This is a genomic window from Planctobacterium sp. AWH2_060 (assembly GCF_056158425.1).
In genome coordinates, this window is sequence record NZ_JBSWTG010000001.1 from 170,084 (window position 1) to 195,900 (window position 25,817).

Annotated in this window: 20 protein-coding genes; 14 read left to right on the plus strand and 6 right to left on the minus strand. The window is 45.0% G+C overall.

Going from position 1 to position 25,817, the window contains the following annotated elements; genetic code table 11:
• The first annotated feature begins 41 nt into the window (after nucleotides 1–41).
• The 5 genes from ACXAD8_RS00720 to ACXAD8_RS00740 all read left to right on the plus strand — a co-directional run bounded on the left by ACXAD8_RS00720 (nucleotide 42) and on the right by ACXAD8_RS00740 (nucleotide 8,378).
• Nucleotides 42–1,751 (plus strand): sulfotransferase family protein, encoded by a 1,710-nt coding sequence (locus tag ACXAD8_RS00720; RefSeq protein ID WP_475223988.1) that lies wholly within the window; start codon nucleotides 42–44, stop codon nucleotides 1,749–1,751.
• A complete protein-coding gene (locus ACXAD8_RS00725) occupies nucleotides 1,751–3,631 on the plus strand; it encodes a serine hydrolase (RefSeq protein ID WP_475223989.1) in 1,881 nt (626 codons plus the stop codon). The genes ACXAD8_RS00720 and ACXAD8_RS00725 overlap by 1 nt, the downstream gene beginning before the upstream one ends.
• Before the next feature lie 20 nt (nucleotides 3,632–3,651).
• Nucleotides 3,652–4,851, plus strand: a complete 1,200-nt coding sequence (locus ACXAD8_RS00730; RefSeq protein ID WP_475223991.1) for an MFS transporter — start codon at nucleotides 3,652–3,654, stop codon at nucleotides 4,849–4,851.
• A gap of 137 nt (nucleotides 4,852–4,988) precedes the next feature.
• A complete protein-coding gene (locus ACXAD8_RS00735) occupies nucleotides 4,989–7,166 on the plus strand; it encodes a serine hydrolase domain-containing protein (RefSeq protein ID WP_475223993.1) in 2,178 nt (725 codons plus the stop codon).
• A gap of 294 nt (nucleotides 7,167–7,460) precedes the next feature.
• Nucleotides 7,461–8,378: a LysR family transcriptional regulator gene (locus ACXAD8_RS00740; RefSeq protein WP_475223994.1), complete on the plus strand. Its 918-nt coding sequence runs from the start codon at nucleotides 7,461–7,463 to the stop codon at nucleotides 8,376–8,378.
• 7 nt (nucleotides 8,379–8,385) lie between these two features.
• On the opposite strand, the gene ACXAD8_RS00745 is transcribed toward ACXAD8_RS00740, so the two are convergent.
• Entirely contained in the window at nucleotides 8,386–9,267 is an 882-nt protein-coding gene (locus ACXAD8_RS00745; protein ID WP_475223995.1) for a LysR substrate-binding domain-containing protein, read from the minus strand.
• A gap of 133 nt (nucleotides 9,268–9,400) precedes the next feature.
• Between ACXAD8_RS00745 and ACXAD8_RS00750 the strand changes: the two genes are divergently transcribed.
• Genes ACXAD8_RS00750 through ACXAD8_RS00760 form a run of 3 tightly spaced genes read left to right on the plus strand, consistent with a single transcriptional unit; the run spans nucleotide 9,401 to nucleotide 10,625 of the window.
• Nucleotides 9,401–10,015, plus strand: a complete 615-nt coding sequence (locus ACXAD8_RS00750; protein WP_475223996.1) for a glutathione S-transferase family protein — start codon at nucleotides 9,401–9,403, stop codon at nucleotides 10,013–10,015.
• Complete coding sequence (locus tag ACXAD8_RS00755) at nucleotides 9,996–10,388, plus strand: nuclear transport factor 2 family protein (protein WP_475223998.1); 393 nt, start codon at nucleotides 9,996–9,998, stop codon at nucleotides 10,386–10,388. The genes ACXAD8_RS00750 and ACXAD8_RS00755 overlap by 20 nt, the downstream gene beginning before the upstream one ends.
• Before the next feature lie 12 nt (nucleotides 10,389–10,400).
• Complete coding sequence (locus tag ACXAD8_RS00760; protein WP_475224000.1) at nucleotides 10,401–10,625, plus strand: tautomerase family protein; 225 nt, start codon at nucleotides 10,401–10,403, stop codon at nucleotides 10,623–10,625.
• 91 nt (nucleotides 10,626–10,716) lie between these two features.
• On the opposite strand, the gene ACXAD8_RS00765 is transcribed toward ACXAD8_RS00760, so the two are convergent.
• Complete coding sequence (locus tag ACXAD8_RS00765) at nucleotides 10,717–12,756, minus strand: SDR family oxidoreductase (RefSeq protein WP_475224002.1); 2,040 nt, start codon at nucleotides 12,754–12,756, stop codon at nucleotides 10,717–10,719.
• 185 nt (nucleotides 12,757–12,941) lie between these two features.
• Between ACXAD8_RS00765 and ACXAD8_RS00770 the strand changes: the two genes are divergently transcribed.
• Nucleotides 12,942–14,174 (plus strand): hypothetical protein, encoded by a 1,233-nt coding sequence (locus tag ACXAD8_RS00770; protein ID WP_475224003.1) that lies wholly within the window; start codon nucleotides 12,942–12,944, stop codon nucleotides 14,172–14,174.
• Nucleotides 14,171–14,959, plus strand: a complete 789-nt coding sequence (locus tag ACXAD8_RS00775; RefSeq protein ID WP_475224004.1) for a transglutaminase-like domain-containing protein — start codon at nucleotides 14,171–14,173, stop codon at nucleotides 14,957–14,959. The genes ACXAD8_RS00770 and ACXAD8_RS00775 overlap by 4 nt, the downstream gene beginning before the upstream one ends.
• A 74-nt stretch (nucleotides 14,960–15,033) precedes the next feature.
• Here ACXAD8_RS00775 and ACXAD8_RS00780 read toward each other — a convergent pair whose 3' ends face one another.
• Both ACXAD8_RS00780 and ACXAD8_RS00785 read right to left on the minus strand, forming a co-directional pair.
• Nucleotides 15,034–19,809: a leucine-rich repeat domain-containing protein gene (locus ACXAD8_RS00780; RefSeq protein WP_475224005.1), complete on the minus strand. Its 4,776-nt coding sequence runs from the start codon at nucleotides 19,807–19,809 to the stop codon at nucleotides 15,034–15,036.
• Nucleotides 19,810–20,010: 201 nt separating this feature from the next.
• Entirely contained in the window at nucleotides 20,011–21,054 is a 1,044-nt protein-coding gene (locus ACXAD8_RS00785; RefSeq protein ID WP_475224007.1) for an alkene reductase, read from the minus strand.
• Nucleotides 21,055–21,214: 160 nt separating this feature from the next.
• Here ACXAD8_RS00785 and ACXAD8_RS00790 point away from each other — a divergent pair, with 160 nt between their 5' ends.
• Entirely contained in the window at nucleotides 21,215–21,796 is a 582-nt protein-coding gene (locus ACXAD8_RS00790) for a TetR/AcrR family transcriptional regulator (protein ID WP_475224008.1), read from the plus strand.
• A gap of 17 nt (nucleotides 21,797–21,813) precedes the next feature.
• Here the strand turns inward: ACXAD8_RS00790 and ACXAD8_RS00795 are convergent, their stop codons facing one another.
• Both ACXAD8_RS00795 and ACXAD8_RS00800 read right to left on the minus strand, forming a co-directional pair.
• Nucleotides 21,814–23,109 carry a HAMP domain-containing sensor histidine kinase gene (locus tag ACXAD8_RS00795; RefSeq protein WP_475224009.1) on the minus strand — a complete coding sequence of 432 codons (1,296 nt, stop codon included), beginning with the start codon at nucleotides 23,107–23,109 and terminating at the stop codon, nucleotides 21,814–21,816.
• Nucleotides 23,106–23,804 (minus strand): response regulator transcription factor, encoded by a 699-nt coding sequence (locus ACXAD8_RS00800; RefSeq protein WP_475224011.1) that lies wholly within the window; start codon nucleotides 23,802–23,804, stop codon nucleotides 23,106–23,108. Before ACXAD8_RS00800 ends, ACXAD8_RS00795 begins: the two co-directional genes overlap by 4 nt.
• 147 nt (nucleotides 23,805–23,951) lie before the next feature.
• Between ACXAD8_RS00800 and ACXAD8_RS00805 the strand changes: the two genes are divergently transcribed.
• The 3 genes from ACXAD8_RS00805 to ACXAD8_RS00815 all read left to right on the plus strand — a co-directional run bounded on the left by ACXAD8_RS00805 (nucleotide 23,952) and on the right by ACXAD8_RS00815 (nucleotide 25,798).
• Nucleotides 23,952–24,641, plus strand: coding sequence for a DUF4386 family protein (locus ACXAD8_RS00805; RefSeq protein ID WP_475224013.1), 690 nt, complete (start codon nucleotides 23,952–23,954; stop codon nucleotides 24,639–24,641).
• A gap of 25 nt (nucleotides 24,642–24,666) precedes the next feature.
• Nucleotides 24,667–25,479: a hypothetical protein gene (locus tag ACXAD8_RS00810; protein WP_475224015.1), complete on the plus strand. Its 813-nt coding sequence runs from the start codon at nucleotides 24,667–24,669 to the stop codon at nucleotides 25,477–25,479.
• A gap of 148 nt (nucleotides 25,480–25,627) precedes the next feature.
• Nucleotides 25,628–25,798, plus strand: coding sequence for a hypothetical protein (locus tag ACXAD8_RS00815; protein ID WP_475224017.1), 171 nt, complete (start codon nucleotides 25,628–25,630; stop codon nucleotides 25,796–25,798).
• Nucleotides 25,799–25,817 lie beyond the last annotated feature (19 nt).

Genomic DNA, 25,817 nt, shown 5'->3' on the forward strand with positions numbered 1-25,817 from the left:
AGGCAGTTTCCTCATGTGTCGTGCGTGGGAGCAGGAGGTCAGTGGCAACACTGGCTTTCCTGTTTTTTATCGCGAATAATGTGAATACTCAAAGCAGGCGGTTTATATTGCAGTTCTCTTCATCTTCAGAATCTCTTTTACCAAAGTCGCAAGCGCTTGAAGCGGCGCTGGATGATATCTGGGAAATCATAAATCGGCAGCAAGCAAAACCCGCGCGTCAGGCCTGTGACCAACTTATTGCTCGCTGTTCCACTTCAGCAGATGTCTGGTTTGCCAGCAGCTTTTTAGCCTTTCAGATGCAACAGTTTGAACTGGCCATACAGCATATCGAAGCGGCTATTAAAATCGAACCGGAAAATGAACGCTGGCAATTGCACAAAGCTCATACTTTGCTGCGTATGCAGCGTCGCAAAGAAGCTGACGCATTAGTGACGAAGTTGCTTGATATCAATGGCGATTCGCTGGATTTTTACAGCGAATTAGCTCTGGTGTTAAATGCCTTGCAGCGCTATGACGAAGCGCAATCACAATATCAAAAAGCACTGAACTCACTTAATGCTGAGTCCCCCAAACATTCCGCTCTACGCTCCCAATTATTATTTAACCTGGCGTCGGTGCAGCGTTATTTGGGGGATATTGACGCTGCAGAAGCTTCTCTGGACGAAGCTCTGCAACTGAACCCACTGGATACGGAAGCGCAGTTATTGCGTTCGGGGTTGCGTAAGCAAACTCACGAGAATAATCATATTGGTCAGTTAGAATCGGTGCTGGCCAAAACTTCTGGACACTTTTTGCAAACTGCTCAGGTGTGCTATGCATTGGCCAAAGAACTGGAGGATATAGGTGAATATGACGACAGCTTCACCGCCTTGCAGCAAGGAGCTAATGCCAGACGCAGTATCATGCAATATGATGTGGCCAGAGACGAAGCGATTTTAACGCATTTAGCCACTCAGTTTGATGCTGACTGGTTCGATTACACTGCAGATACCGTTGCCGGCTATGAAAATGACGAAGCACTCTTTATTCTGGGATTACCAAGAACCGGCTCAACACTGGTGGAGCGTCTGCTCAGTCAGGACCCACAGGTACATATCGCGGGTGAGTTAAACAACTTTGCTTTGCAAATGATGGAGCAGGTCAAAGTACAGGGGCACAACGCCAGAACGCCACAGGAACTGATCCGGCAATCTGGGAGTATCGATTTTGCTAAATTGGGACAGTCGTACATCGACAGTACCCGACCTGAAACGGGGCACACCCGGCATTTCATCGATAAGTTGCCCTTAAACTCACTGAATATGCCGCTGATCAACAGAGCGCTGCCTGCTGCGAAAATTATTTATGTGCAACGCTCTCCGATGGATACCTGCTATGCCATCTACAAGAATCTGTTTACCCATGGATATCCGTTTTCTTATCAACTGGATGAACTGGCTCGCTATTATGCTGCCCACTACCGGTTAATGCAGCAATGGTTACAATCTCTGGGTGACGCCGTTTATGACATTCATTATGAGAAGTTAGTGGCTGAGCCTGAACAGGAAGGGCGTAAACTCTTTGCGTTTTGTAATTTGCCGTGGCGAGATGAGTATACCCAGACTCAGCGTAATCAGGCCCCTTCCAACACTGCCAGTGCTACCCAGATTCGACAACCAATCTATCAAGGCTCAGTGGAAAAATGGCGCTGTTATGAAGCCCACCTGAGACCTCTTCGACAGCAATTACAGGCGCTTGGAGTGCCTTGCTGATGCACAGGTCGCGTAAAGGAGTGCTTGAAAACTGGCGCTTAGTCAGCCCTTTAGCTGTAATACTACTGTTATTGTGGGGCAATTTGACTTGGGTATTGGCTGCTCAAAATCCGCTGGCAGCTAACAAGTCCGGCAGGCTTTCAGCAGCAAATTTGATGTTGCCTGAACTATCTGAAAGCGCACCCAAGACTATGGCCATGTTTAACTTGTCAGAGCAAAGTAATGCTCCGGTAACCCTGAGTTCTGGCCGCATCAGATTAAAACCGGATCCCGACAGATCCAGGATCTACATTTTTTCGCCGCCTGAGGATTATCAATACTCTCAAAACACGCTTCCGGCTACCTTTGGCGAAAACCGTCAGGTATTGCCTGAAATGCAATTGGATTTCAGGGTGATTGCAGAAAAGTCCAGGACTGAACAACCCTCAGACAAAGCGCCATGGAGTTATCGTTTTGTACCCCATAACCGCCAACTTCAGGAAACTCAGCACCCTACGTGGGATTATATTTTGGGTGTTGGCAAGGTGGTTAGCTTGTCAGCGCAAAGTCAACAGTTGCAGGTGGCATTGCCCTTTGCCTTGGTGGAAAAGAATCAAAACTGTGTGCACAACGGGGCATTGTTGTTGGATATCACACCCGGTAAAAAACTAAGCTCGTTTTATTACCAGATAAGTTCAGAAACCTGTGGTTATTTTCAGGCTGATTTTTGGGGCAAGGGTCAGGTAACTTTGCAGCATAGCGAGTTAAACCCAGAGGTACACATTGAGACTGACAGCCCTGAATCAGTCACGCAGAGTCAACCCCCTTTACCGTTAGCGTTGTTGGCAAACCAAGCCAAGGATATCGATATTACTCGACTGCAGCTACAGCATCTTATTCCAGAGCAGGCTTTATCTGCGCTGGGAGTGATTTATCAGGGGCGTCATTATGCCGCACCTTGTATGACTCGGGCCGGAGTTTATCCGTTTTGTGAGCAGTTGGTGTTGCCTTCCTATTCGCTGGCTAAATCCATATTTGCCGGTTTGTTAGTGATGAGTTTAGAACAGAGCTACGGTGATATTTTGTCGATGCCGGTAACGCAGTGGGTGGCCCAATGCCGAACCGCAGCCAATATCCACAAATGGCAGGGAGTTACTGTTGGCCATTTGCTGGATATGAGCACGGGTAATTTTCAATCGCGGGTACATGGAGTCGATGAAGGGGGCGCTCATAGCGCGGCGTTTTTTAGCGTTGCCAGCCATGAGCAAAAATTACGATATGCTTGCTCTCAATTTCCTCGTCAATCCACCCCAGGCACTGAGTTTGTTTATCACACCAGCGATACCTATTTGTTAGGCGCAGTGTTGCAGTCCTGGTGGCAGGCTAAAAGCGGTAATGCAGACGCAGATGTGTTTCGTGATGTGCTGGTAAAACGTATTTTTGCTGCAGCGCAGCTGAGTGAGTTGGCCCACAAAAGCCGACGCACTCAGGGAAATACTGAGCAACCTTTTGCGGGATATGGCTTATTCTTGCTGCCCAGCGATTTTCACAAACTGGCGGGTTTTATACAGCAACAGTGGCAAAATCCCGGTACTTCTGCAGCGCTATTGCATTCAGACATGCTGTCCGACACCTTGCAGCCACACGCTAACAACACCCTGGCCACTGAATTTGCCAATATCCGCTACAACAACAGTTTCTGGGCTTACAACCTGAAACCCATTTTGGGCTGTGAGCAAGATAATTATGTGCCTTACATGATGGGCTATGGTGGATTGGCGCTGGTGTTTCTGCGCCCGGATTTGCAGTTTTATTATGTTAGTGATGGGCATCAATACAATTGGCGTGACGCCGCCATCGAACTCAACAAGTTAGCGGATATATGCCGCATTAAACTATAACAATAACAGGAGAGACAAAGGTGGAGCAGACATTGACGGAGAATCAGACCCCTGACAAAAGCTGGTATGTGGCGGCAAATGGTATTGCCGCCAGCGTATTTTTGGCCTTTCTCACCACTGCCGGTATCTTTTACATCAATATTATGCCCGCCGTTGTTAGCGGCCTGGTGGATGGTCTGGGTTTTACCAGTCAGCAAGCGGGGTATGTCAGTTCGGCGAATCTCTATGGGGCTTCAGTGGGCGCTTTGGCAGCGGTGTTTGCTATTAAGCATATTCGATGGCGGATTTGGTCATTCGGATTGATGTTGGCGATTTTGCTGATTGATTTTAGTTCCACTTTTATTGCTCAGCCGCTGGCCATGGTCGCACTGCGTGGTTTGCATGGCTTGTTGGGTGGCCTGTTGGTGGGGATCGGGTTTGGTATTATCTCCCGCACAGCTGATCCGGATAAGACCTTTGGTTATTTGCTGTTTATTCAATGGGGATTGGGCGGCCTGGGGCTGATGTATTTGCCCGGCCTGGTGCCTGAATACGGCACCAGCGTGTTGTTTTATGCACTGATGCTGTTTACTGCTGTAAGTCTGGTGATGTTGATTTTCTTGCCAGATTATCCAGTAAAAAGCCAAATAAAATCCGAGGACAATGGGCCTAAATTGGCCCTGATGCAGCTGCCTAACTTGTCTTTGTTAGTATTGGTATTGACCGCAATATTTTTATTTCAGGCCGCCAATATGGGCTTATTTGCTTATATGATCGCCATTGGCAGAGAAGAAGGCTTGGCTATTGAGTTTATGAGCCCTTCTTTAGGTGCAGCCAGTTGGGTGGCATTGGTGGGCGCGTTTCTGGTTATGATTTTAGGCTCCCGATACGGACGAATGCTGCCCCTTACCGTTGGTATTCTGGTGACGGCCGCGTGTACCTGGGCATTGCATTTTAGCGAGATCGCTTCGGTGTATTTGTATGGCAACATCATTATCGGGGTGGGCTGGGCGTTTGTCTTGCCTTACTTGTTTGGCATTTGCTCGGAACTGGACAAGGCCGGACAATATGCGGCGATGGGCGGTTTTGCTTCCAAAATGGGCCTCGCCTCCGGACCTTTGGTGGGGGCATTATTGTTACACAATGAAGTCTATGGCCCACTCATCAACGCCGCCACTGTAGGGCTGCTGCTTTGCCTGGTGTTTGCCTTTAGACCCGCCATTTCACTGGATAGGAAGTAATCTACCAACTTCGATCATTCCGCCCTGTGAAAACCAGGGCACCTTTCTGGCCCAATCGAAACGCTTAATCTGGCTCTATTTGATTTCGTCTTTGTGATTAATATTTGTTCAGGCATATAATGAACAAAGGTAATAAAATGAAAGCAACGATAAAATACCTTGCGCTGGCTTCGGCACTCGTGTCTCTTTCAGCGACCGCTGAACAAGTGTTTCTGGAAGACTTTCAGGATGCCGATGCCAATGGCTGGACAATGTCCGGCAATGGCGGCAACCTGGTGACAGTCTACGCGGGTAACTACTCCTTAAGGCTTACCCGAGCTCGTACCGCTACTCAAAGTGTATCCACAGCAGGCTACAGCAACGTCAATGTGAGCATGGAAATGGCTGCCAGTTCGTTGGAAGGCAGCGACAAATGCATTGGTGAAGTCAGTAGTAATGGCGGCACTAGTTGGCAAACAGTAGTACAGGTGGTGGACGGTCAGGATAATGGCGTGACCCTATACTCAGGTAGTTACAGCAATGTGGCACTTGATGATAACGGCGCGTTACAGGTGAGAGTGCGGGCCGCAGGAAACTGGACTAACGATTATTGCTGGGCTGACAACATCAGTATTACCGGTGAGCAACAAACCAGCCTCTACGACAGTCTCAATGGCAGTGGCAATGTCAGTCGCAGCGCCATGACCTACAGTACTTTATTTTCTGGTTACACCAGCTTAACTGACTTCTCTGCCTTTGCCGTTCCGGCCGAAGCTAAAAATCCAACTCATCAGTTTTCCGGTGAACTGGAGTTGTTGAACGAAAGTACCACCGGGAATTTGGTAGAGCAGGGTACCAGTCTGGCGGGCTCCTACACAGATCCAGAGCATTTACCCGAATTCAGTTTTGAGTTTGTTCAGCACGGAACGCACATAATTCCGGTAGAGCGAGGTCTGATCGCCACCAGTCATCCGGCCTGGTCTTATATTATTGAGCCTGGTCGCGTTTGGCAGGAAAACAGTGACAATAATTATTCACGGGTGGCATTGCCATTTGCATTACAGGAAAACGGTGCAAACTGTACCCATAACGGGGTAATGACCTTCCTGTTTAAAGACGATGGTTCGGTATCCAATGTAGCCTATCAAATTGCGTCAGAAACCTGTGCGTATTTTAAGTTTAATAGTTGGGGGATTTTAGGTGCGCAGTATTCGCCATACGCCGTTACTGGTGCAGAACAACTGCAGGTGGATTACGAAGCTGAAGTAGCCAGTCGTATGCCGGTTAAGCCTGTATCCGAGTTGGACAACGATTATCCGGCTGCAAACCTGCAGGTATCCGTGATTGGTAGTGAACAATCAGCCGCCCATAGCAGTTCCTTTGGCGTTGTGGTAGATGGTACCCATTATACCGGCGGTTGCGAAACCCGATACGGCAGTTACCCTTATTGCGACGTCATGGCGCTGCCGTCTTATTCCACAGCAAAATCGGTAGTGGGCGGTATTGGGCTTATGCGCCTGGAACACAAATACGCTGGTAGTCAGAAGGATGTTTCGGTGGCTAACTGGGTGTCTTCCTGTGGCGGCTCTCAGTGGAGTGATGTTACTCTGGAAGATGCACTGGATATGGCTACCGGCAATTACGACTCAGATGCCTTTCAGGCTGATGAAGCTTCTACCGCTATGTTGAATGGATTCTTTTTAACCTATACCGACAGTCAGAAATCCAGTTTCTCCTGTAGTTACAGTCGCAAAGCCACGCCCGGCACTAAATGGGTGTATCACACTACTGACACCTACATATTGGGCAAGGGGATCAATGCGCTTTATCAGGCTTGGGAAGGCAGTGGTGCGGAATTCTATGCGGATATGCTGGTGGAAGAATTGTGGAAACCATTGGATTTGAGTCCGGTTACCTATACCACGTTACGCACATTTGATACTGCGGCACAGGCTTACACCGGCTATGGCTTAACCTATCATCGCGATGATGTCGTAAAGCTGGCTGAGTTCCTGAATAAGGACGACGGCAAAATTAATAGCGTCACTATGTTGGATCCCACATTGCTGGCCGATGCGATGCAGCAAACCACAAACCGTGGACTGGATGCTGGCAGCAGTATCGATAAGTATCAGAATGGATTTTGGGGCTGGAATGCGAAGCAGGCCCTGGGTTGCAGCAATGATACCTGGATCCCCTATATGTCAGGTTATGGGGGTATCGGTATTGTGATGTTGCCTGGTGATATCAGCTATTATTTCTTCAGCGATAATCACGAGCATACTTTTGTGAACACAGTGATTGAATTAAATAAGATTTATAACTTCTGTAGTTAATCAACATCAGCTTCATGTTGTAAGTAATGGCGGCCTGCGGGTCGCCTTTTGTTTGTAGTTTTACATTACCTATTTTGGTTGATGGCATCTGATATGAAAGCGGAAGTTATAGCGCGTAAAAGGGAACCCCGGAAAGGTACTTCGAACATAGAATTGTGGTGACTTTTAGAATGAACTATTTGTGAGGTGATTCAATTTCAACTTGATTCAAGGAAAAACTCTCACCTCCTTGATTTATGTTACGACTGGCTTCAAAATCAAACTAAGTTAATTCAGTTTTAAAATCATAAAACATTGAAACGTTCTTCGGTTATTCCTAAACCCATCACAGAGTATGATTTACGGTTGCTGCGTATCTTTAAAACCGTGGTTGAAAGCGGTGGCTTTGCGGCGGCAGAGTCCAGTCTGAATGTCACGCGTTCCACCATTAGTGTCCATATGTCAAATCTTGAGACCCGAATGGGGCTAACCCTGTGTCGTCGTGGGCGAGGGGGCTTTGCGCTGACTGAAGAAGGACAGCAGGTGTATCACGCGGCATTGACGCTGTTTGACTCCATGACGGATTTTTCGTTTCTCGTGAGTAATTTAGGCAAAGCCATGAGTGGCGAGCTGGTGATACTCTGTTCAGATCAGCTGTCCGGTGAATATCAGAAAAAGCTCGCCAAAGTCATCGCTAAAATTAATCAACAAGCTGGTAATTTGCACCTGGTGCTGGACATCGAATCATTGGCTAACATTGAGCAGGCGTTGTTGGCTGATAAAGCCCATGTTGGCCTGATCCCGCCGTATCACAATATCGACGGGCTGGAGTATGCGCCGCTGGTTTCAGAGCCCATTTTCCTGTGTTGTGGCAAAGACCATCCACTGTTTTCAGTGTTGGATTCGGATATTACTGAAGCAACATTGGAGCAACAACAGGCTATTCACCCTGGGATTGAAATTGATCACATGGGGCAAGAGCAGTTGCGGCATCTCAATTTGTCTGCGAGAGCTTATCAGTTTGAGACCCGCAAGGTGATGGTGATGTCGGGTTGTTATCTGGGCTATTTACCTCAAAGCCAAATCCAACAGGAGCTAAATCGCGGTGAAATTCGACTGATAAAACCAGATAAGCTTAACTATGATTTTAACCTGTCGCTGGTAACGAAAAAATCAGCCAGGGAAAAGAAAAAAGTGCAGTTTGCTAAAGAGAGTTTTGCTGCTGAGTTTTAAGTAAGTCTTATTTACCTGATTTGGCGAACCAGATTTGAATAAATTCAATAAATTTAGACAGTGCTGGCGGCAGGTGCTTTCTGTTGGGGTACAGGGCGTACAGGGTGAGCTTAGGTTTAGGTTGTTCTTCTAACACTTCCTGCAAGCGACCACTGTTCAATCCCGGTTTGGCCACAAAGCCGGGCAAAAAGGCCAGACCTAACCCGGCTTCCACGGCGTCGCGAATCATTAGCGTGTTATTGGCTTTTAGGTTGCCCTTGATTTTGATGCCCTGTGCCACCGGCCATACCTTACCACCTTTGAAATAACTGTATTCAAAGCAGTTGTGCCGGGTGAGATCCTGGACAGTTTTAATCGGGGCATGGTTTTTTAAATATTGCGGTGCAGCACAAATATGATAATCAAACGCTTTTAAAGGTTTGCCAACATATCCCGAATCCAGCAACTGACTGCTGGCGCGAAAGCCAAGATCAAAACCGCCTTCCAACAGGTCTACGCTCTCGTCTCCCAAATGAATGTCCAGCTCTACATCCGGATAAGTGCGCATATAATCGGCAATGACCAGGCTCAGATCCGTCAGGCCCAATACCATAGGCATATTGATGCGCAATTTTCCGCGCATACTATTTTGACTTTGCTGCACATAGGCTTCAGCTTCGTTTACCTGGGCTAATATCTGTCGGCAACGCTCCAGATAGCCTTCTCCCACAGGCGTTAACTGAATCTTTCGGGTAGAGCGGTGCATCAGGCGGGCACCAATGTCCTGCTCCAGCTTTTGAATTTCTTTGCTCACCATTGAAGCGGTGGAATCAATTTCTTCTGCCACCGCGATAAAGCTACCCAGTTCAGCCAGACGACTAAACAGAAACATACCCCGTAATTTATTCATTAAACTTGTGCGAAAGATTTAATTAATTCCATTTTGGCACTAATGAAATTCCATTTGTAGTATTTTTGTTGCTGTTTTTACAGCGCAAACTGTTCCTACAGCAATTTTGCTGGTTAACCTGGAGAGTAATGCAATGTATACCCTTTACTATGTGCCTGATTCTTGTTCTTTGGCTACCCACACGATTTTGAAATTGCTGGGACAATCGCCAACTCTCAGAGCCGCTAAATCCATCAGCGATTATGAAACCGTTAATCCCACTAAAATGGTGCCAGCGTTGGCATCAGGTAATCGACTTTACACCGAGGGCGCCGCCATTATCCTGCATTTACTGGATAGTCATCCAAACCAGTTGATGCCGGTCAGTGGCGAGGCGAGACAGACGGCAATTGAACACATGATGTTGGCAAACGCCAGTATGCATCCGGCTTACAGTCGTTTATTTTTTGCGGCTAATCACATTCAGGATGAACAGTTGCGCCTTGAATTTTTCAATGCCGCCGCCCAGGCCATCAATCAATTGTGGCAAGTTGTGGAAGATAAATTGGGTGATGGGCCATATTTGCGGGGCACTGAATTATCTCCGGCAGATGTGCTATTGGCAGTGTATTCCCGCTGGGGTCAGTTTTTTCCGGTGGATATCCGCATAGGTGAAAAAGCGCAGCGCATGATTCAGCAAGTGTTAAATCATGAAGCATTCCAGACTGCGTTGGCAGAGCAAAATAAGGATGTTGAAAGTGTTGGCTGAACAATCTGAAACTTCATCCATGTCAGACGTTGAAAGCCAGATTCGACAAATTGTTCAGCACTATTTCGAAGGATTGCATTTTGCCAATACTGGGTTGCTACGCACACTTTTTAGTGAAGACTGCGTGCTCAAGGCACCGGGCATTCGCCGGGACCTCAATCAGTGGTTGTCGCGGGTAGAAGGCCGTCCGGTTCCGGCTGAGACAGGTGCTACTTTTGATTATCAGATACTGTCGCTGGAAATTATAGGTGAACAGGCGATGGCTAAGGTGTTATGTCCGTTATTGGATGACGTGTTTATCGATTTTCTGGGGTTACTGCGGGAAGACAGGCAGTGGCGTATCGTCAATAAAATGTATGCAGATAAACCCTAAAGGAGGTTAAAAATGCCATACGTAAAAATTCAAATTACTAAAGAAGGTGGAGAAAGTGGGCAAGGGATCAGCGCAGTGCAAAAAGCGAACCTGATCAAAGGCGTTACCGAGTTGTTACAGCGGGAGATTGACAAAGATCCGGCTACTACCCATGTGGTGATCAGCGAAGTGGAGCTGGCCAATTGGGGTGTTGGTGGATTGCCGGTAGAGGCGTATCGACAAGCTCTGAAAGGCTGATTCTCATAATAAAAAAGGTGCGGCTCTTTCGAGCAGCACCTTTTTAATTTTAAGTAGAATATCTGTAGGGGTAGCCTGTACAGGCATTCCGTCAGGTATGGTAACCGCGCAGTAGGTTGTCCACGGCTTCCAGTGTCTCCTTGTCTAGCTTCAGGCGTTGCAATGCGTCCATCGCTTTATCGGCGATAGCATGCTTATCATCTTCAACCGGTTTGGCCGATGCCGAGGCTTTGGCAGCTTCTGAGTCATCGGTTAACTGATACAGAGTGGAGAATACCAGGTGATTTAATTGCGGAGCCAGGATACCCAACTGTCTGATGATGGTGCCCGTCATGGTGTTAACCTCTGCAGGGCGATTGATCAGCGCGCTATTAACCAGTTTTCCGGCCTGTTCAGTAGTTAACACATTAACACTTTGATATTGCGTTGTGGCGGCAATCATCTTAGTGCGTACCAGCGGCATGTGAACATTGGTAAACTGAATGTTATCAGAGGCATATTCAAAGGCCGCGGTATTGGACCAGGCATCCAGCGCGCTTTTTGAAGCGGTATAAGATGAGAATCTCGGGCTACCGGAACTCATGGCGGCAATGGTTGAAATATTCACGACGTGGCCCGTTTTGCGCTCAACCATGGAGGGCAGCAGGTTCATAGTCAGACGAATGGCCGAGAAGTAGTTGATTTGCATCACCCGTTCGAAGTCGTGGAAGCGCTCGTAGGTGAGTCTTAAAGAGCGACGAATAGAACGGCCAGCGTTGTTGATTAAGATATCCACATGACCATGATCTTTCAGTACTTTCTCTGTTAAATCATCCAGGGCGTTGAGATCTGACAGGTCGCAGGAGTAACTCACTGCATCACCGCCTGCCGCTCTGATTTCTTCCACAGCGGCATCAAGTTTTTCCTGAGTTCTGGCCACCAGAATCACTTTAGCCCCAGCCTTGGCGCAGTTGTCTGCCACTTCGCGGCCAATACCTTCAGAGCCGCCAGTAATCAATATGTGTTTTCCTTTAACCACGTCAGGCAGGTAGTGGGGTTTCAGGTATTCTGGGTTTAGGTGCTGTTCCCAATAATTCCACAAGCGGCGGGCATAGGTTTTAAGTTGTGGACAGCGGATGTCACTGTCTTCGAGGGCAGCAAGGGTATTGCTACAATCGTATTCAGTAGTGAGGTATTCCGTTAGCATGACCTCTTTGGGAATTTTCAGGTTTTCCAAAACCTGCATTTTCACGCCCTGAACAATCGCCTTGTTTTTCAGGAACATTCTGGGACCAGCTGGCAGAAAATCCAATAATCGCTCCGCTGGAATATCCAGCTTCATAGTAGGGCCTTTAGCGGCTTTCAGGAAGTTGTTGATTACCTTGCCGAAAGTCATGGGTTCTGGATTGGTTAAATGAAAGCATTTACCATCCAGATCAGGTTTGTGGCTGATGTGGTCCAGAGCGTCAGCGACGAAATCAACCGGCACGATATTGGTGGGGTTGCCGCGATAAACTGGCAAAGGCACCCAACGTGGCAGCATTTCAGCTATGGTATTGATCAGATTAAAGAAGTAGTAAGGGCCATCAATCTTGTTGATCCAACCGGTTTTTGAATTACCTACCACAATACCGGGGCGATAAATACGCCATGGCACGTTACACTCGGTACGCACCAGAGCTTCTGATTCATGTTTAGTTTGGAAGTAAGGGTTTTGCTCGACACCCACGGCTTCTTCGAACATATTTTCTTTGAATACACCTGGATAGAAACCCGCTGCTACAATTGAACTGATGTGGTGGAAGCATTTGACGTTAAGCTTTTCTGCTAGCGCAATGGCCTCTTTGGTGCCCGTTACATTGGCTTCTTTTTGTTGCGCCTGGTCTGCGGTTAAGTCGTAAACGGCACCGAGGTGATAAAAATGCTCGACGCTGTCGAGTTGTGCTGGGTCGACACCACACAACTTCTCGCCCAGGTCGCCGGTTACCGCTACCAATTTGTCTGCAGAGAGCCCATGCTCAAAGCGCATCTTCTCTATTTTTTTCACTGATCCGGGTCGCACGAGCGCGAATATTTTTCCTTCTCGCTTACTTAATGACGCTAAAAATTGCTGTCCTACAAAACCGGTGATTCCGGTAACAAAATAGTTCATGCCGCCTCTCATCTGATTACTTAGTATTATCGTTGTGTGTGCGAGCTTAGCCCACTGAATTTAGTGTAGTTGGGAAACCCTGCATTTCAATTTTTACATTGAGTTAACAAGAAAAGCTAGTTTCTTCTGCATGGTTTAGTGTGTATCCTTCCTTAAATACTAATTTATGATTCAAGGAATGATTTATGAAATCTGCCTTCTTATCCTCCCTATTTGTTTCTGCTTTCTGTATCAACGCGCAAGCTAAAGATCTGATCGATATCAATACTTTTCCTGAATGGTTCAAGAATGACATGGCACGAGAAATCTCGGTAAGTCAGGAATCTGAAATAAAAATTGAATCACTGGGTGTAGATGGCAAAGTCCTGGGCAATGCAGTGTTGGCCGATTCCGGGGAAGGGTATTGGTATTATTCCATCAATATTGGCTCAGGATCGCCCGTTGAATGTTATAGCTTCACTAACTTTGATGGCCCGGCAAATTCTTTGTATGCGGTAATAGAAGTGGGTTTATCTGGAGTTGAGGAACTGAATCAGAAGACGCTGGCCGGGAAGTACAACATGGCATTGGATACGGGAGTTATTGAGAATACACCATATTTGTTGTTGGATACTTTATACACCTTGGATGGCGAAAATGGCGAGCGGGTTACAGGTCTAATCAAAGGGCTTTCTGCGGAAACTGAACAAAGCCTTCAGGTGTGTATGCATAATGAATTGGGATACAGAGATAGCTTTCTCTCGGTGTTCAAATCTTTTGTTAATTTATTTCAGGGGCAGGCACCGGGCAATATTTTCTTTGAGCCAGTATTTAAGTTAAGTATTAGTGATATCCCCATTGGATTTGGCTATGAGAGTCACACAGTAGATAAAGACGGTGACATTAAAACTCATACCCGGACATCACTGCTTGCTCCGGTTGATGCGTCAAATTTATCAAGAACAGATGGCGTGGATATTTCATGGAGCACAGCGGAAGGCGTGTTAATTAATGCCACTACCTACAGTATCGAAAACAGTCAATTACTCTCTCGGTTCGATCTGACTCAAAGTGAAGAGCAGTGGCAGGTACAAGGTGAGATGCAGGGTAAGCCTGTGTCTTCTGTTTTAGAACACAAAGGAGAATTACTGTCTGATTATGGTAGTTATCTGGTTTCCCTTGAACTACTGGGGTCTGAACAAGGCTCAGTGACACAGAATATGTGGGTGGCAGAGGCTGATCCGATATCCGCAACGGCCGTTAAAATCAGCAAAGTTGAGGATAATGAGCAAGCTAATGTCAAGATGGACATGGGACCATTTGCAGTCGAATTTTTAGCTGATAACCAGGGAATATTACGCAAAGGCTCTATGGTGCAGGGACCGGTGACTTTAAATATTGAGTTGATGTCAGTAGTTGGAGAGCCAGTATTACCATGAAGCGGTTATTAACTGCGGTACTGGCATTTTTTGGGAGCACTGTTTTTGCTGAAACTGCTCCGCCGCTGCATCAGGTTCCGTTACAAATGGCCGAAGGCCAATCGTTGCCGCTTGGTAGTCAGATACGCTTTGAAATAAAAACCAGCAATATTGATAAAATACTGACGCGGTTGCAGGATTGGCAGCATGTTAAGGCAGCTAAAGTTGCGGACAATATCGCAAAGGTGGTTGTTCAGGAGTCGCCACAGTATTCTGGTGAGGCCAAGGCAAAGCATTTAGCCAGCAGTTTTGTTATTGATTTTGATGAGCCGCAAGTTGAAGCCATGGTGGAGCAATTTAAGTCTGCTCAACAGGCCGGCGAATTGCAGTTATCGGATATTGAACGCTTTGTCAGCGGTTATATCGACGATCCCACTTATGTGCACAATTTCAGTATCGCTTCTAAAGTAGCCACAACCCGCAGTGGTGATTGTACTGAATATGCGGTGTTAACTGCCGCTTTGGCACGCGCGCTGGGGATACATTCCAGAGTGGTACTTGGCACCGTGATTATGGAAGAGGAAGGTGCAGTCCGTTCATTTGGTCATGCCTGGGTTGAATCCTATAAGGCAAATAAGTGGCACACACTCGATGCCGCTTTATTCCCTTCTCAGTCTTCCCGGGTTTTTTATCTGCCCTCAGATACACTGGAGAATGAAGGACCAGGATTTACCATGTCGATCATTACCGGCATCAGTCAGATGCCATCCAGTATCCAAAATTTGGCCAATGTTGCAACTGAGTAGCCTGATAAATCTTTTTGAATAATAAAAAACCAGGGCTAAATAGCCCTGGTAACGCCTTTACTTGCGGAGCATCGTCAATTAACGCACTCTTGGGGTAGAGTGATTGTAGTTGAAGACAGGGTGGATTGAAGCACTTCAAGTGAATTACAGGTTAAATTGCTATTATTACTCAAATCCAGAATTTCTAAATCACTGAATTCGTATAAATGCTCAATACTTTCCAACTCATTGTTATACAAATAAAGTTCGTCAAGATACCCAGTTTGTAAAGCAGAGAGTTCTCTTATGTGATTACTTCCCAAGTTTAGGAAATGCAGCCAAGTCAGAGACTCAAATCCAGTTAAATCTGTTATTTGGTTATTTTCCAGATTTAACCAGGTAAGGTATTGGTACCTTGCCAGTGGAGAGGGATCTGTAATTTGATTTTGTGCCAGTGAAATAGCGTTGATATTTGAGTTTTCAGGAAGCATTTTTAAATCTGTAATTTGATTATCCGTTAGCATTAGTATTTCAATACTCTTTAAATTAGTCAGAGCAGCAATATCAACAATGCGATTTTCCATAGCCCAAAGGGACCTGAGTCGAGAGAAATTACTGATGGTGGATAAGTCGCTGATATCATTGTTGCTCATGTAGAGAGCGGACAGGTAGATATTGTTGCTAATGGGGGATATATCTTCAATGAGATTAGAAGACAGGCTCAGTTCCCTCAGGTTTTCAAAATCCGTTAGTGCAGACAAATCACTGATCTTGTTACCACCCAGGCGAAGTTTGCGTAATTGTACAAGCTCTGCAATATGGTTGATATCTTCGATGGTGTTGTTGCTCAAGTACAAGTGTTGCAGAGCTTCAAAGCCTGAAAAACTTGTAAGTTCATCAATTTCATTGTTAGTTAAATCTAAATGATAGAGTGAACTGAGTGTGGGTAGTGTCGACAAATTTGTGAGTCCATTACTTTTTAACGTCAGGTATTCAATGAACTCCAGATTGGCCAGAGGGGATAAATCTGTAACTTGGTTGTTGTCCAGAAAAAGCTCGTCAACTTCTTGTAGGCCTGATAATGCTGAGATATCAGATACGTTGTTATTGTTAAGGTTAAGGGTAGATATTTCTGTGAGGTTTTGTAGCGCAGATATATCTACTAATGAGTTGTTTTCAAAAGAGAGGGTATTGAATTCAGTAAAGCTTTCCAGACCTGTTAATGAGGTCAAGTGATTACCATTCATATATAAGCCACTCAACCTCTCAAGGCCTGAAAAAGGTTGAATATCGGTTATAGCGTTATTATCCAATACTAAAGAGCTTAATGCGAAGAATTGCTCTATACCATTAAGCTGGACAATGTTTCGATTGCTACAATCTAACCAGCGAATATCTGAAATTTCTTCATAATTTGTGCTCTCAATACAAGACTTCAGATTTTCATCAGCAATAACCGAAAAGTCTATCAATTCACCCACTGGGCAAGAGGTAGTTCTGACAATTGTTATAGGGTAAATTGTACGTTCCAGGTTGTTTATTTCTTCACAAGGAATATCTTCGTTGCCTGTTAAGTTTAAATAGTCCAATGACGGTAAAGACGAAAGTGAAGAGATACTTGTTAACTTATTATTACTGACATCAAGAGATAACAAGGAGATGGAATTACTCAAAGGGCTCAGATTAGTAATTTCGTTGCCTTTTAGATACAAAAAGGTCATATTGGGTTTGTTGGCTAGACCATTTATTTCTTCTATTGAGTTTTCTTCTAAGTACAAAACTTCAAGCTTATTCAGCTCTGACAATGCGTTGATATCACTAATTTGATTTTTGTATAGCTCCAAAGACTTGAGTAGGGTTAACCCACTTATTGGAGTTAGATCAGAAATTTGATTTAAATTTAAAGCAAGATGTTCTAAATAGGTAAAAACTTCCAGCCCTTCCAGGGATTCAATATTGTCATTTGAACAGTTGATTGATGTGACAGATACAACCATGGAATCTCTGTTACTTAAACAATCTGTTAGACCCTGATCGGCAAAGTTTACCTGATTTGCCAATAAAGGTACTGAGCTGGAGTCATTGGGGTCTGTCATTGCAAGGAGTTCGTCGCTATCTGAAAAACCATCGTTGTCAGAATCGTATGCATCAGGATTAGTGCCCAACTCTGTTTCCTGTTCAGTAGTAAGACCGTCTTCATCAAAATCACTTTGTAACCATATCTCTCCGTAGGCAGATAGATCTATCAATTCGATAGTTTCTATTCTGGGAGTCATGAAATGAGCAGCCTCATCTGAGGTATAAACACCATCGCGATTGTAATCATAACTAAACAGTTCGTAGGAAAAGAGGCTGATAATTCCTATATCATTAACGTCCAGGACTTCCCAATACCGAACCCGCTTTTGTGTGTTGTTTTGCCATTGATGAATCAGCTGATTTTTAGTTTCATCTTTTTGCCAACTCCAGTTTTTGGAAAAATAGAACTCTGTGGCATTTTCGTCATAACTATCGTAAAAAATATTGCGCTTCATGTGTCCATCCGAGATAAATTGTTGTGCAATCAATTTATCCAGAGGAATTAAGCCATTTTCCAAAGACTCGTTGAGAGTTACTTTTTTAGTGTAAGCGTAAACGAAAGGTAACTCAGTTTCTGGTGATTGGACCAAGGAAGATTGTTGCTCGTCTTTTTTGAACATTTGTGCCACATATATGTGACTCAATTGATCGTTCACAAAACGATCTACTCTCACAAGATAGGACTGTGAAATTTGCTGAAGTGGGGTGAAAACTAAGGTTTCATTATCATTACTGAGCGTGAAAGAGTCCTCTGAGGGTGAAACCTCAAAATTTAGTTCTGATAACGTAGAAGATGCGGTGCCTTCTGAAAACTCCACCATGTCCATCATGAAAGTCGCGGTATCGATAAAAGGGGGTTCATGTTGAGGAAGTTCGTAAAACAGAGGTAACGCCCAAAAACCAGTTAGGGAGAAATCGTTCACATTGGTGAAGATACTATGTTCTTGCGTGATAAACTCTCTGGTTTCGGTCTCCATGGGGACTTCGGTTAATATTGTATTTCCCCAAGTCCAATCGCTTCCCAGACTATCGACAATACTCTGTGGAATTTCTAACTTGTATGACATAGTGGAATTAATAGAAAGATTTAATTTATTTCCTGAAGCATCTGAAAGTGTCCATTGAGCTTGGGATAAACCATAACTAAAAATAGCCCCATCTATAGAAAATTGGTTAATTATGCATATGGTCCATAATGCATCAATAATGTTGGAATCAAAATGAGGAGCCAATGAGTTGTGTAACGTGTCGCATTGAAGCTGACGAGAGTTCAGCTCAAAATTATTGAGTATTAGTGTCTCAGAATCACTAACCTGCCAGTTAAATGCTTGTGAATATGAATAGCCATATAAGTCATTAAAGTAGAAGGTCCCGGTATTATCTTCTTTAAAATTGTAGGCATCTAACACGTTTGGTAGATAACTATCTCGGACTCTATCTCCATAACCTAAGGCGCCAGACAGTGCAGACACAAACTCTTGCGTAAACTCTGCGACTTCATCTGCGAAATTAGGATTAGTTCCATGGTTGATTTCGATTCCATCGTCAACGCCGTCTTGGTCTGAGTCATTATTGAGGGGATTTGTGCTGTATAAATTAACTTCCTCACCATCGGTCAACCCATCATTATCAGAATCTGGATTGTCAATGGAGGTGCCCTGAGCATATTCCTGAGCATTAGTCAGGCCATCATTATCGATATCGCTGATGTACCAAATGCTGTTGGTTGGCATTGCTAAAGGTATATCGGTTTCGTTACTGCCAAATCTCAATCGAGAAATACCATCACTATGGTTAGTTTGATTATCCAAACCACTGCTGTTAAGTACATACCAAAATTGAGTAGAAGGCCTCCTTACTGCGATATCGGCTCTGCCATCACCATCATAATCGGCAACTACCGGAATGTCGTTTTCGGACCGACCAAAAGTAACACGACTAACTCCGTCGCTGTGTTGGGTAAATGAATCGGTACCTGTGGAATTTAAAATGAACCACTGAAATGTCGATGGTCTCCGCACAGCGAGATCAACCTTTCCGTCACCATCATAATCTGCTGGTATTGCAATATCGCTGCTGCGCAGACCAAAGGCTTTACGGGTTATACCGTCAGCATTGCCCGATATAATATCAACACCGGATGAGTTTTTTATATACCAGGTTTGCGTTGATGGTCGACGCACTGCTACATCCGCTTTTCCGTCACCATCGTAATCGGCGGGCACTGGAATATCAGAGGATTGTTTGCCGAACTGAATTCGACTGATTCCATCATTGTGCCCCGTTAAACTATCAACGCCACTGGAATTTTTGATATACCAGAATTGCGTATTTGGGCGACGTACTGCGATATCGGTTTTACCATCACCGTCGTAATCAGCAGGCACAGGAATATCTGATACTTGTGTGCCGAATCGAAGCCTGGTCACTCCATCGCTATAACCTGTTAAAGTATCTACTCCAGAACTGTTTTTGATGTACCAGGTTTGATTGGAGGCTCGTCTGACAGCTATATCGTAGATGCCATCCCCGTCAAAATCCCCTGTTATTGGGATATCATTATTTCGCTTTCCAAAGACTGAGGACTTTGTTGTCTCATCATTTGAACTTCGGATAAATTGATAAAATGTTTGTGGGCGCCGTACTGCAAAGTCTGCTTTTTGATCCCCATCATAATCAAATTTTATACCTTCGGCCCGCAATGAAGTCGGGGACACTAAAAATAAAGCAATGAGCAAAGAGCTTGAAAATAGGCTGTTTTTCAACCTTCTTGTTGAATTATTACCGAGCATTTTTATTGGAGTCCTTTCTAAAACGTCCATCAGAATCAGATTGAAATATTACCGCTTTTCAATCTACGAAATTAATGGCCCATATTTTAAACTAACATGTAACAAATTACACGTTGTAAAACTCACAACTACTGGCAGAAGACATGCCCGGTATAAACGTTTTTATACCGGGCTAAAAGGGGGGAAAGTAAACAAAATTTATTAGTACAACTCAGCCAACATAGCGTCGTTGTATTCAGTTAACGCTTCACCGGTTTTCACTTTGGCGATATAGTCTGGATTGGCGATGAAAGGGCGTCCAATAGCCAGCAGATCAAAGCGCTCTTGAGCAATCGCTTTGCTTCCCGTTTCGGCGCTATAACCACCAACACCCATGAGTGTCTTGTTATAGTGTTTACGCACAAAGTCGGTGGCAGAGCCGCCCAGATAATCAAACTCCATAGTGTCATCAAACAAGCCCAGATGCAGATAAGCCAGATTGCGTTTGTCCAGTTCTGCCAGTAAGTATTCGAATACAGCGCGATCTTCTGGGTGGCCCTGCATGTTGAAATAGGCCCCCGGAGATACGCGCAGCGCGGTGCGCTCACTACCAATTTTAGCCACAATAGCGTCGACGACACCTAGTGGGAAACGCGCCATATTCTCAGGCGAGCCGCCGAATTCGTCTTCGCGCTTGTTAGCGTCATGATGTAAAAACTGATCTAACAAGTAACCGTTGGCTCCGTGAATTTCAACACCGTCGAATCCGGCCTTTATGGCATTTTCTGCAGCGGTTGCAAAGTCTGATATCAATTGTGCAATTTCTTCTTTCGTAGCTGGTTTTGGAACCTGATATTCCAGTTCTCTCATGCGCGGTACGGTGCCTTCAACTTTCTCAGCTGAAGGAGCTAATACAAACTCACCATTGAAAAAGTGAGGGTGGGAAACGCGACCACAATGCCACAGTTGCAGGAATATCTTGCCGCCTTTGGCGTGTACCGCTTCGGTGACTTTCTTCCAACCAGCGATTTGTGCATCAGTAAAAATGCCTGGCGTATTGGGGTAGCCCTGACCATCGGCTCTGATAATTGTGGCCTCGGTGATGATTAACCCGGTTTCTGCTCGACGGGCGTAATAATCCACAGAAAGTTGTGTGGGCACGAGGTCATCGTCCGCCATACAACGAGTCAAAGGCGCCATGGCGATGCGGTTTTGCAGTTCTATGGCTTGGTTAAGCGCAAAGGGTTGAAAAAGATTCTCGGTCATAACAGATTTCCCGGTTGATTAATTTGAATGCGCATTCAAGATACGCTTATTTGAATGCTCATTCAAGTATTATTTTGAATGTTCATTCAAATAAGAATACAATCCTCTGTGGAATTAAGGTAAATTTGCACTGTAGAGGGTTGTTGCGAGTTGAAGAGTTATGAGAACCGCTGAGTTTGACAAAGAGCAGGTGTTAAGGGCTGCTATCGAGGCGTTTGCCACTAAAGGCTATAGTCAAACCAGTATGCAGGACTTAAAAAAAGCGACTGGCCTACATCCTGGCTCCATCTACTGTGCATTCGAAAATAAGCAGGGGCTACTGCTTTGTGCATTAAAACAATACAGCGAAGACCGTACTAAAGAGTTCGCACAGTTATTTGACAGTGCATCGTCCGTTAAAGAAGGCCTGCGCCGTTATCTCAGTAAAACCGTGCAGGATCTCACTCAGCAAGGTCATCAATGTGTGTGCTTATCACAAAAGGCGCTCAGTGAAATGGCGCAGGTTAATCCGGTGGTGGAGAAAGTTGTCGCCGAAAATATCGCGGGCTGGCACAAGGGTTTTGTTCAAATATTGCAAAAAGCCATGCTTAACAAAGAGGTTGATGAGAGCCGCTCTGCGGAGCAACGTGCGCGTTATCTGGCGATGGGGATCAGTGGTCTTCGAATTTACGCTCAATCCAATAATGATCCACAACAGTTAGCTGAATTGGCCGAGCAATTATTGGACGATGTGTATCGCTGATTTGATACGGTTTTTTATTAACCTTGTGCAATTATTGGCAATCTGAAAGTAAATTCACTGCCTTTACCCGGTTCACTGCTAACGGTCAGCTCGCCCCCATGAGCGTTTGCAATTCGTTTGCACAAAAATAAGCCAAGCCCAAGTCCATGGTTACCCCGATTTTCCACTTCTGTGGCCTGTGAGAAGGGCTCAAATATTTTGCTCAGGTGTTCTGCTTCGATACCTGGACCAAAATCTCTTACGCTAATAGCTAACTCTGAGCTGTGTTTTTGGCAGGTTATTATCACTGGTCCGCTGTTTCCGGCGTACTTTAGTGCATTTTCGATGAGGTTTTTAACTAAGAATTTGAAGCGTCCTAAGTCGATTTCCACGGCTACCTCGGGAATGTTGCCTTCAATGCGCAGCGCCTCTGCATCTGCAAAATTATTAATGATTTCATTGAGGACATTTGGCAGGAAATAGGTTTCCAGGTTTAATAATTTATGGGAGTCCCTGAGGCGTTCACTTTCCAACAGTTGCTCGACAATGTCATTCATCTTGTCAATTTCGGTATTGAGTTTGGATGCGGTTTCACTTTTCCCGATAAGTGCCAGCAACACTTTCATTCTGGCCATGGGGGATCTCAATTCATGGCTAACAGACAGCAATAACTCGTTCTTTGAGGCAAACAGTTGTTCCAGACTTTTAGCCATGTCGTTCAAACCCTGAGTCAGCTTTCCTAAGTCGTTTTTGGGATGTTGGGCAATGCGATAGGCTAAATTACCATTGCTGATTTCAACGGCGCTATCTATGGCGTGTCGTATCGGTTTTAACTGATTGTTGAGTAGCTTGTAGCTAACAAACAAGACAAATAACGCCGCGACCCAGGGCCAAATTGTGAGCCAGCCTGGGTAGACAATCAGGTTAGCGATAGTCGAGGTTACGGCAATCGTTGTGTCCTTTGATGTGACAAAGATAAAATATTTGCTGCCTGCTTTTGAGAAGTTTAGGTTGCCAAGTGGCGTAGCATTTTTTTGCAGAGTACTCAGGTCGGGTAGTTCTGGTCCTGTTCGCCAGATGTCCTCCCCCTTGGTTATTTGAATTGCCACCCGGTTTTTTTTTGCCTCCAGTTTAAGGGCTTCAATATCTATGGGGTCAGAAATGATTTGCGTCAGCATTTCTGACAGCGCTTCATGCCTGTCCTGAACAATCTGCTTTGCCTCGTCTTCTGAGATAGCAAAACTACCTAAAATGATGCACACAACTAAAAGCAGCGTTGTTACTGTAAATAGTAAAAAGAAGCGGCTGTATAAGTTCAAATGGGGGAATTTCACAATGGTGTTCCGATAAATGTATAGCCAACGCCTCTTATGGTTTTGACAAATCTGGGGGAAGCGGCGGAATCATTGAGTTTTTGTCTCAGCCTGCTTAGCAAAATATCTACGGAGCGGCCAAACAGATCGACCTCAATCCCTTTTAGTGCCCCGACAATTTGTTCTCTGCTGAATACTTTTCCAGGATTTTTTGCCAATGTGTAGAGCAAGTGATACTCCATGCCGGAAAGCATTATTTCTGTTGAGTCCACTTTAACAAGTTGTTGTTTTGGATGGATTATCAAGCCGCTGAACTGCATCGTGTTATTCGTATCTACATGGGCATCGTTGCTGTTTTCGCTTCTTCGCAGTAATGCCTGAACTCTCATTAATAACTCTAGAGGCTCAAAGGGTTTGGGCAGATAATCATCTACACCAATTTCGAAGCCCTGAATTTTGTCTTCTAATCTTCCTCTGGCTGTAAGCATGATAATGGGAAGCTTGTGGACTTTTCTTATTTGTTTACACAAGGTGAACCCGTCTGTTTTGGGCATCATGACATCTAGTAATAACAGCTTTGGCGCTTCCGTTTTCAATAACTCAAGTCCATGCTCGGGTTCGTTGGCATAAAGTAATTCAAATTGCTGCTGACGGAAAAAGTCGGACAGGCTTTCGGTTAAGCTCTGGTCATCATCAATCATTAATAGTTTGGTCATAGCAAACAGCTTGTTCATTGCATCGACTCAATATTCCCTGATTGATCGCACAAACACAAATCCACACCTGTGATTGTTACACTATGTTACCCAGCTCTAAAGCCTTAATGAGTATGATCACTCTTGTTAATACTACGGAGTGAATCTATGTCTAACTTGACACATCAGAACTACAAAAGTGCTGCCAGGGTGATAGCAGGGTTAATGCTGTTGCAAATGGGACTTGGGATATTATTGAATTTTTATTTCTTAAAGCCGGTATTGCAATACGATAATTCTGTAGCGCCTGAATCCCTGAACTTTATCTTAGGGATTGCCATGTTATCAGCATTATTGATTAGCTCTATTAACCTGGCATTTGGATTACTGTTACCCAGGTCTGATATTCAGGCTCATTTCAAAACTTTTGTATTTCTTGTTGTATTCGCCGCTGTTGGAATCGCTATGTGCGCCTATGAGTATGCGAAGCTTTCTGAGTATGTGTCTTTTTTGAGCTCAACAGGTGGCAGTGAATCATATTTTGAGATTTTTAGAAAAACCCTATCAACAGCGCGCAATGAAGCGCATTTCTTATCCATTTTTGTGTCCAGCTGTAGTTTGGTGTTTTTTTACTTGCTGTTAATACGAGCCTCTCGTCTTCCCCGCTGGCTGTCCTATTTCGCGATGACTGCCTCGTTATTACAATTAGCCGCGGTGGGGCATACGTTTTTCCAGGCGTCTATTCCCAATATTTTGCAGTTGCCTCTGGCCATTACTCAGCTTGCAGTACCGTTATTTTTGCTGTTTTCAGGCTTTCAACGCAGCGACGAAGCTGACATCAAGACAATGCAGATATAAGGGGGCGATGATGTTTTATTTAGTAATGTTTCATATTATAACTGGCGCCATCGCATTATTGGCTGGATATAGCGTTATCATTTGTAAAAAGGGCAAATCAAGCCATCGTATTCTGGGCCGTATCTATGTGGTATCGATGATACTGTTGGGGCTGACAGGTACTATTGTTGCGCTAGAACGAGAGGTCCCGTTATCAATGATGAATGGCCTGGTACTTTGTTATTTTGTGTTATCTGCTTTGAACATTATCTGGCAGCCCGCTAATCGCATTAATACTTACGATAAACTTTTGTTACTTTTTGCCGCCTTGTTAACGATAGGATTTGCATGGTTTTCTTATCAAACTACACAAATTCATGACGGTAAACTGGGGGGCTTTGGTATTGCCGCTTACATTGCATTTGGCAGTGTTATGGCGTTTTGCACTATAGCAGATTATCGTTACGTGAAACGAGGTGGACTGAGTGGTAGTGGTCGATTGGTCAGGCATTTATGGCGCATGTTTTTTCCATTGTTTATGTCAACGGCTGCGTTTTTTCTCGGTCAGCCAAAGCACTTACCACAAGCACTGCAACAAATTGAGTTTGTCTTAGCTCCGGTTGTTTTGGTTATACTGGCCGCTATTTACTGGATAATCAAAGTGAGTATGACGATGCACCAGGGGCGATTAGTGAGTGCAGGCGATTCCGGTATTCATCGCGTTTATCAAGCCAAGGCGCATTGGCTGATAGGTAAGATCTATAAAATCAGAGGGCAAGAGGTACAGGCTGCGAATAGTTTACCGGCCATGATGCAGAGCCTTGATAAGAGCAATATACTCAGTCGTTCTGAGCGCTGAACTAATAACCTGAAATTCTCAGGTCATCTTGCCGTTGGGGTTTAAATAACTGCGATAGACGGAATATTGGATGTCTTTGCCATTCACGGTGGTGGAAAAAGTTGTCGCTGAAAATATTGCTGGCTAGCACAAAGGCTTTGTTCAAATAATGCAAAAAGCCATGCTTAACAAAGAGGTTGATGGCAGCCGTTCTGCCGAGCAACGCGCGCGTTATCTGGCGATGGGGATTACCGGCCTGCGGATCTACGCTCAATCCAACAATGATCCGCTCCAGTTAGCCGAATTGGCCGAGCAATTGTTGGATGACGTGTATCGCTGAAGCTCTCCGCTGCCGGACT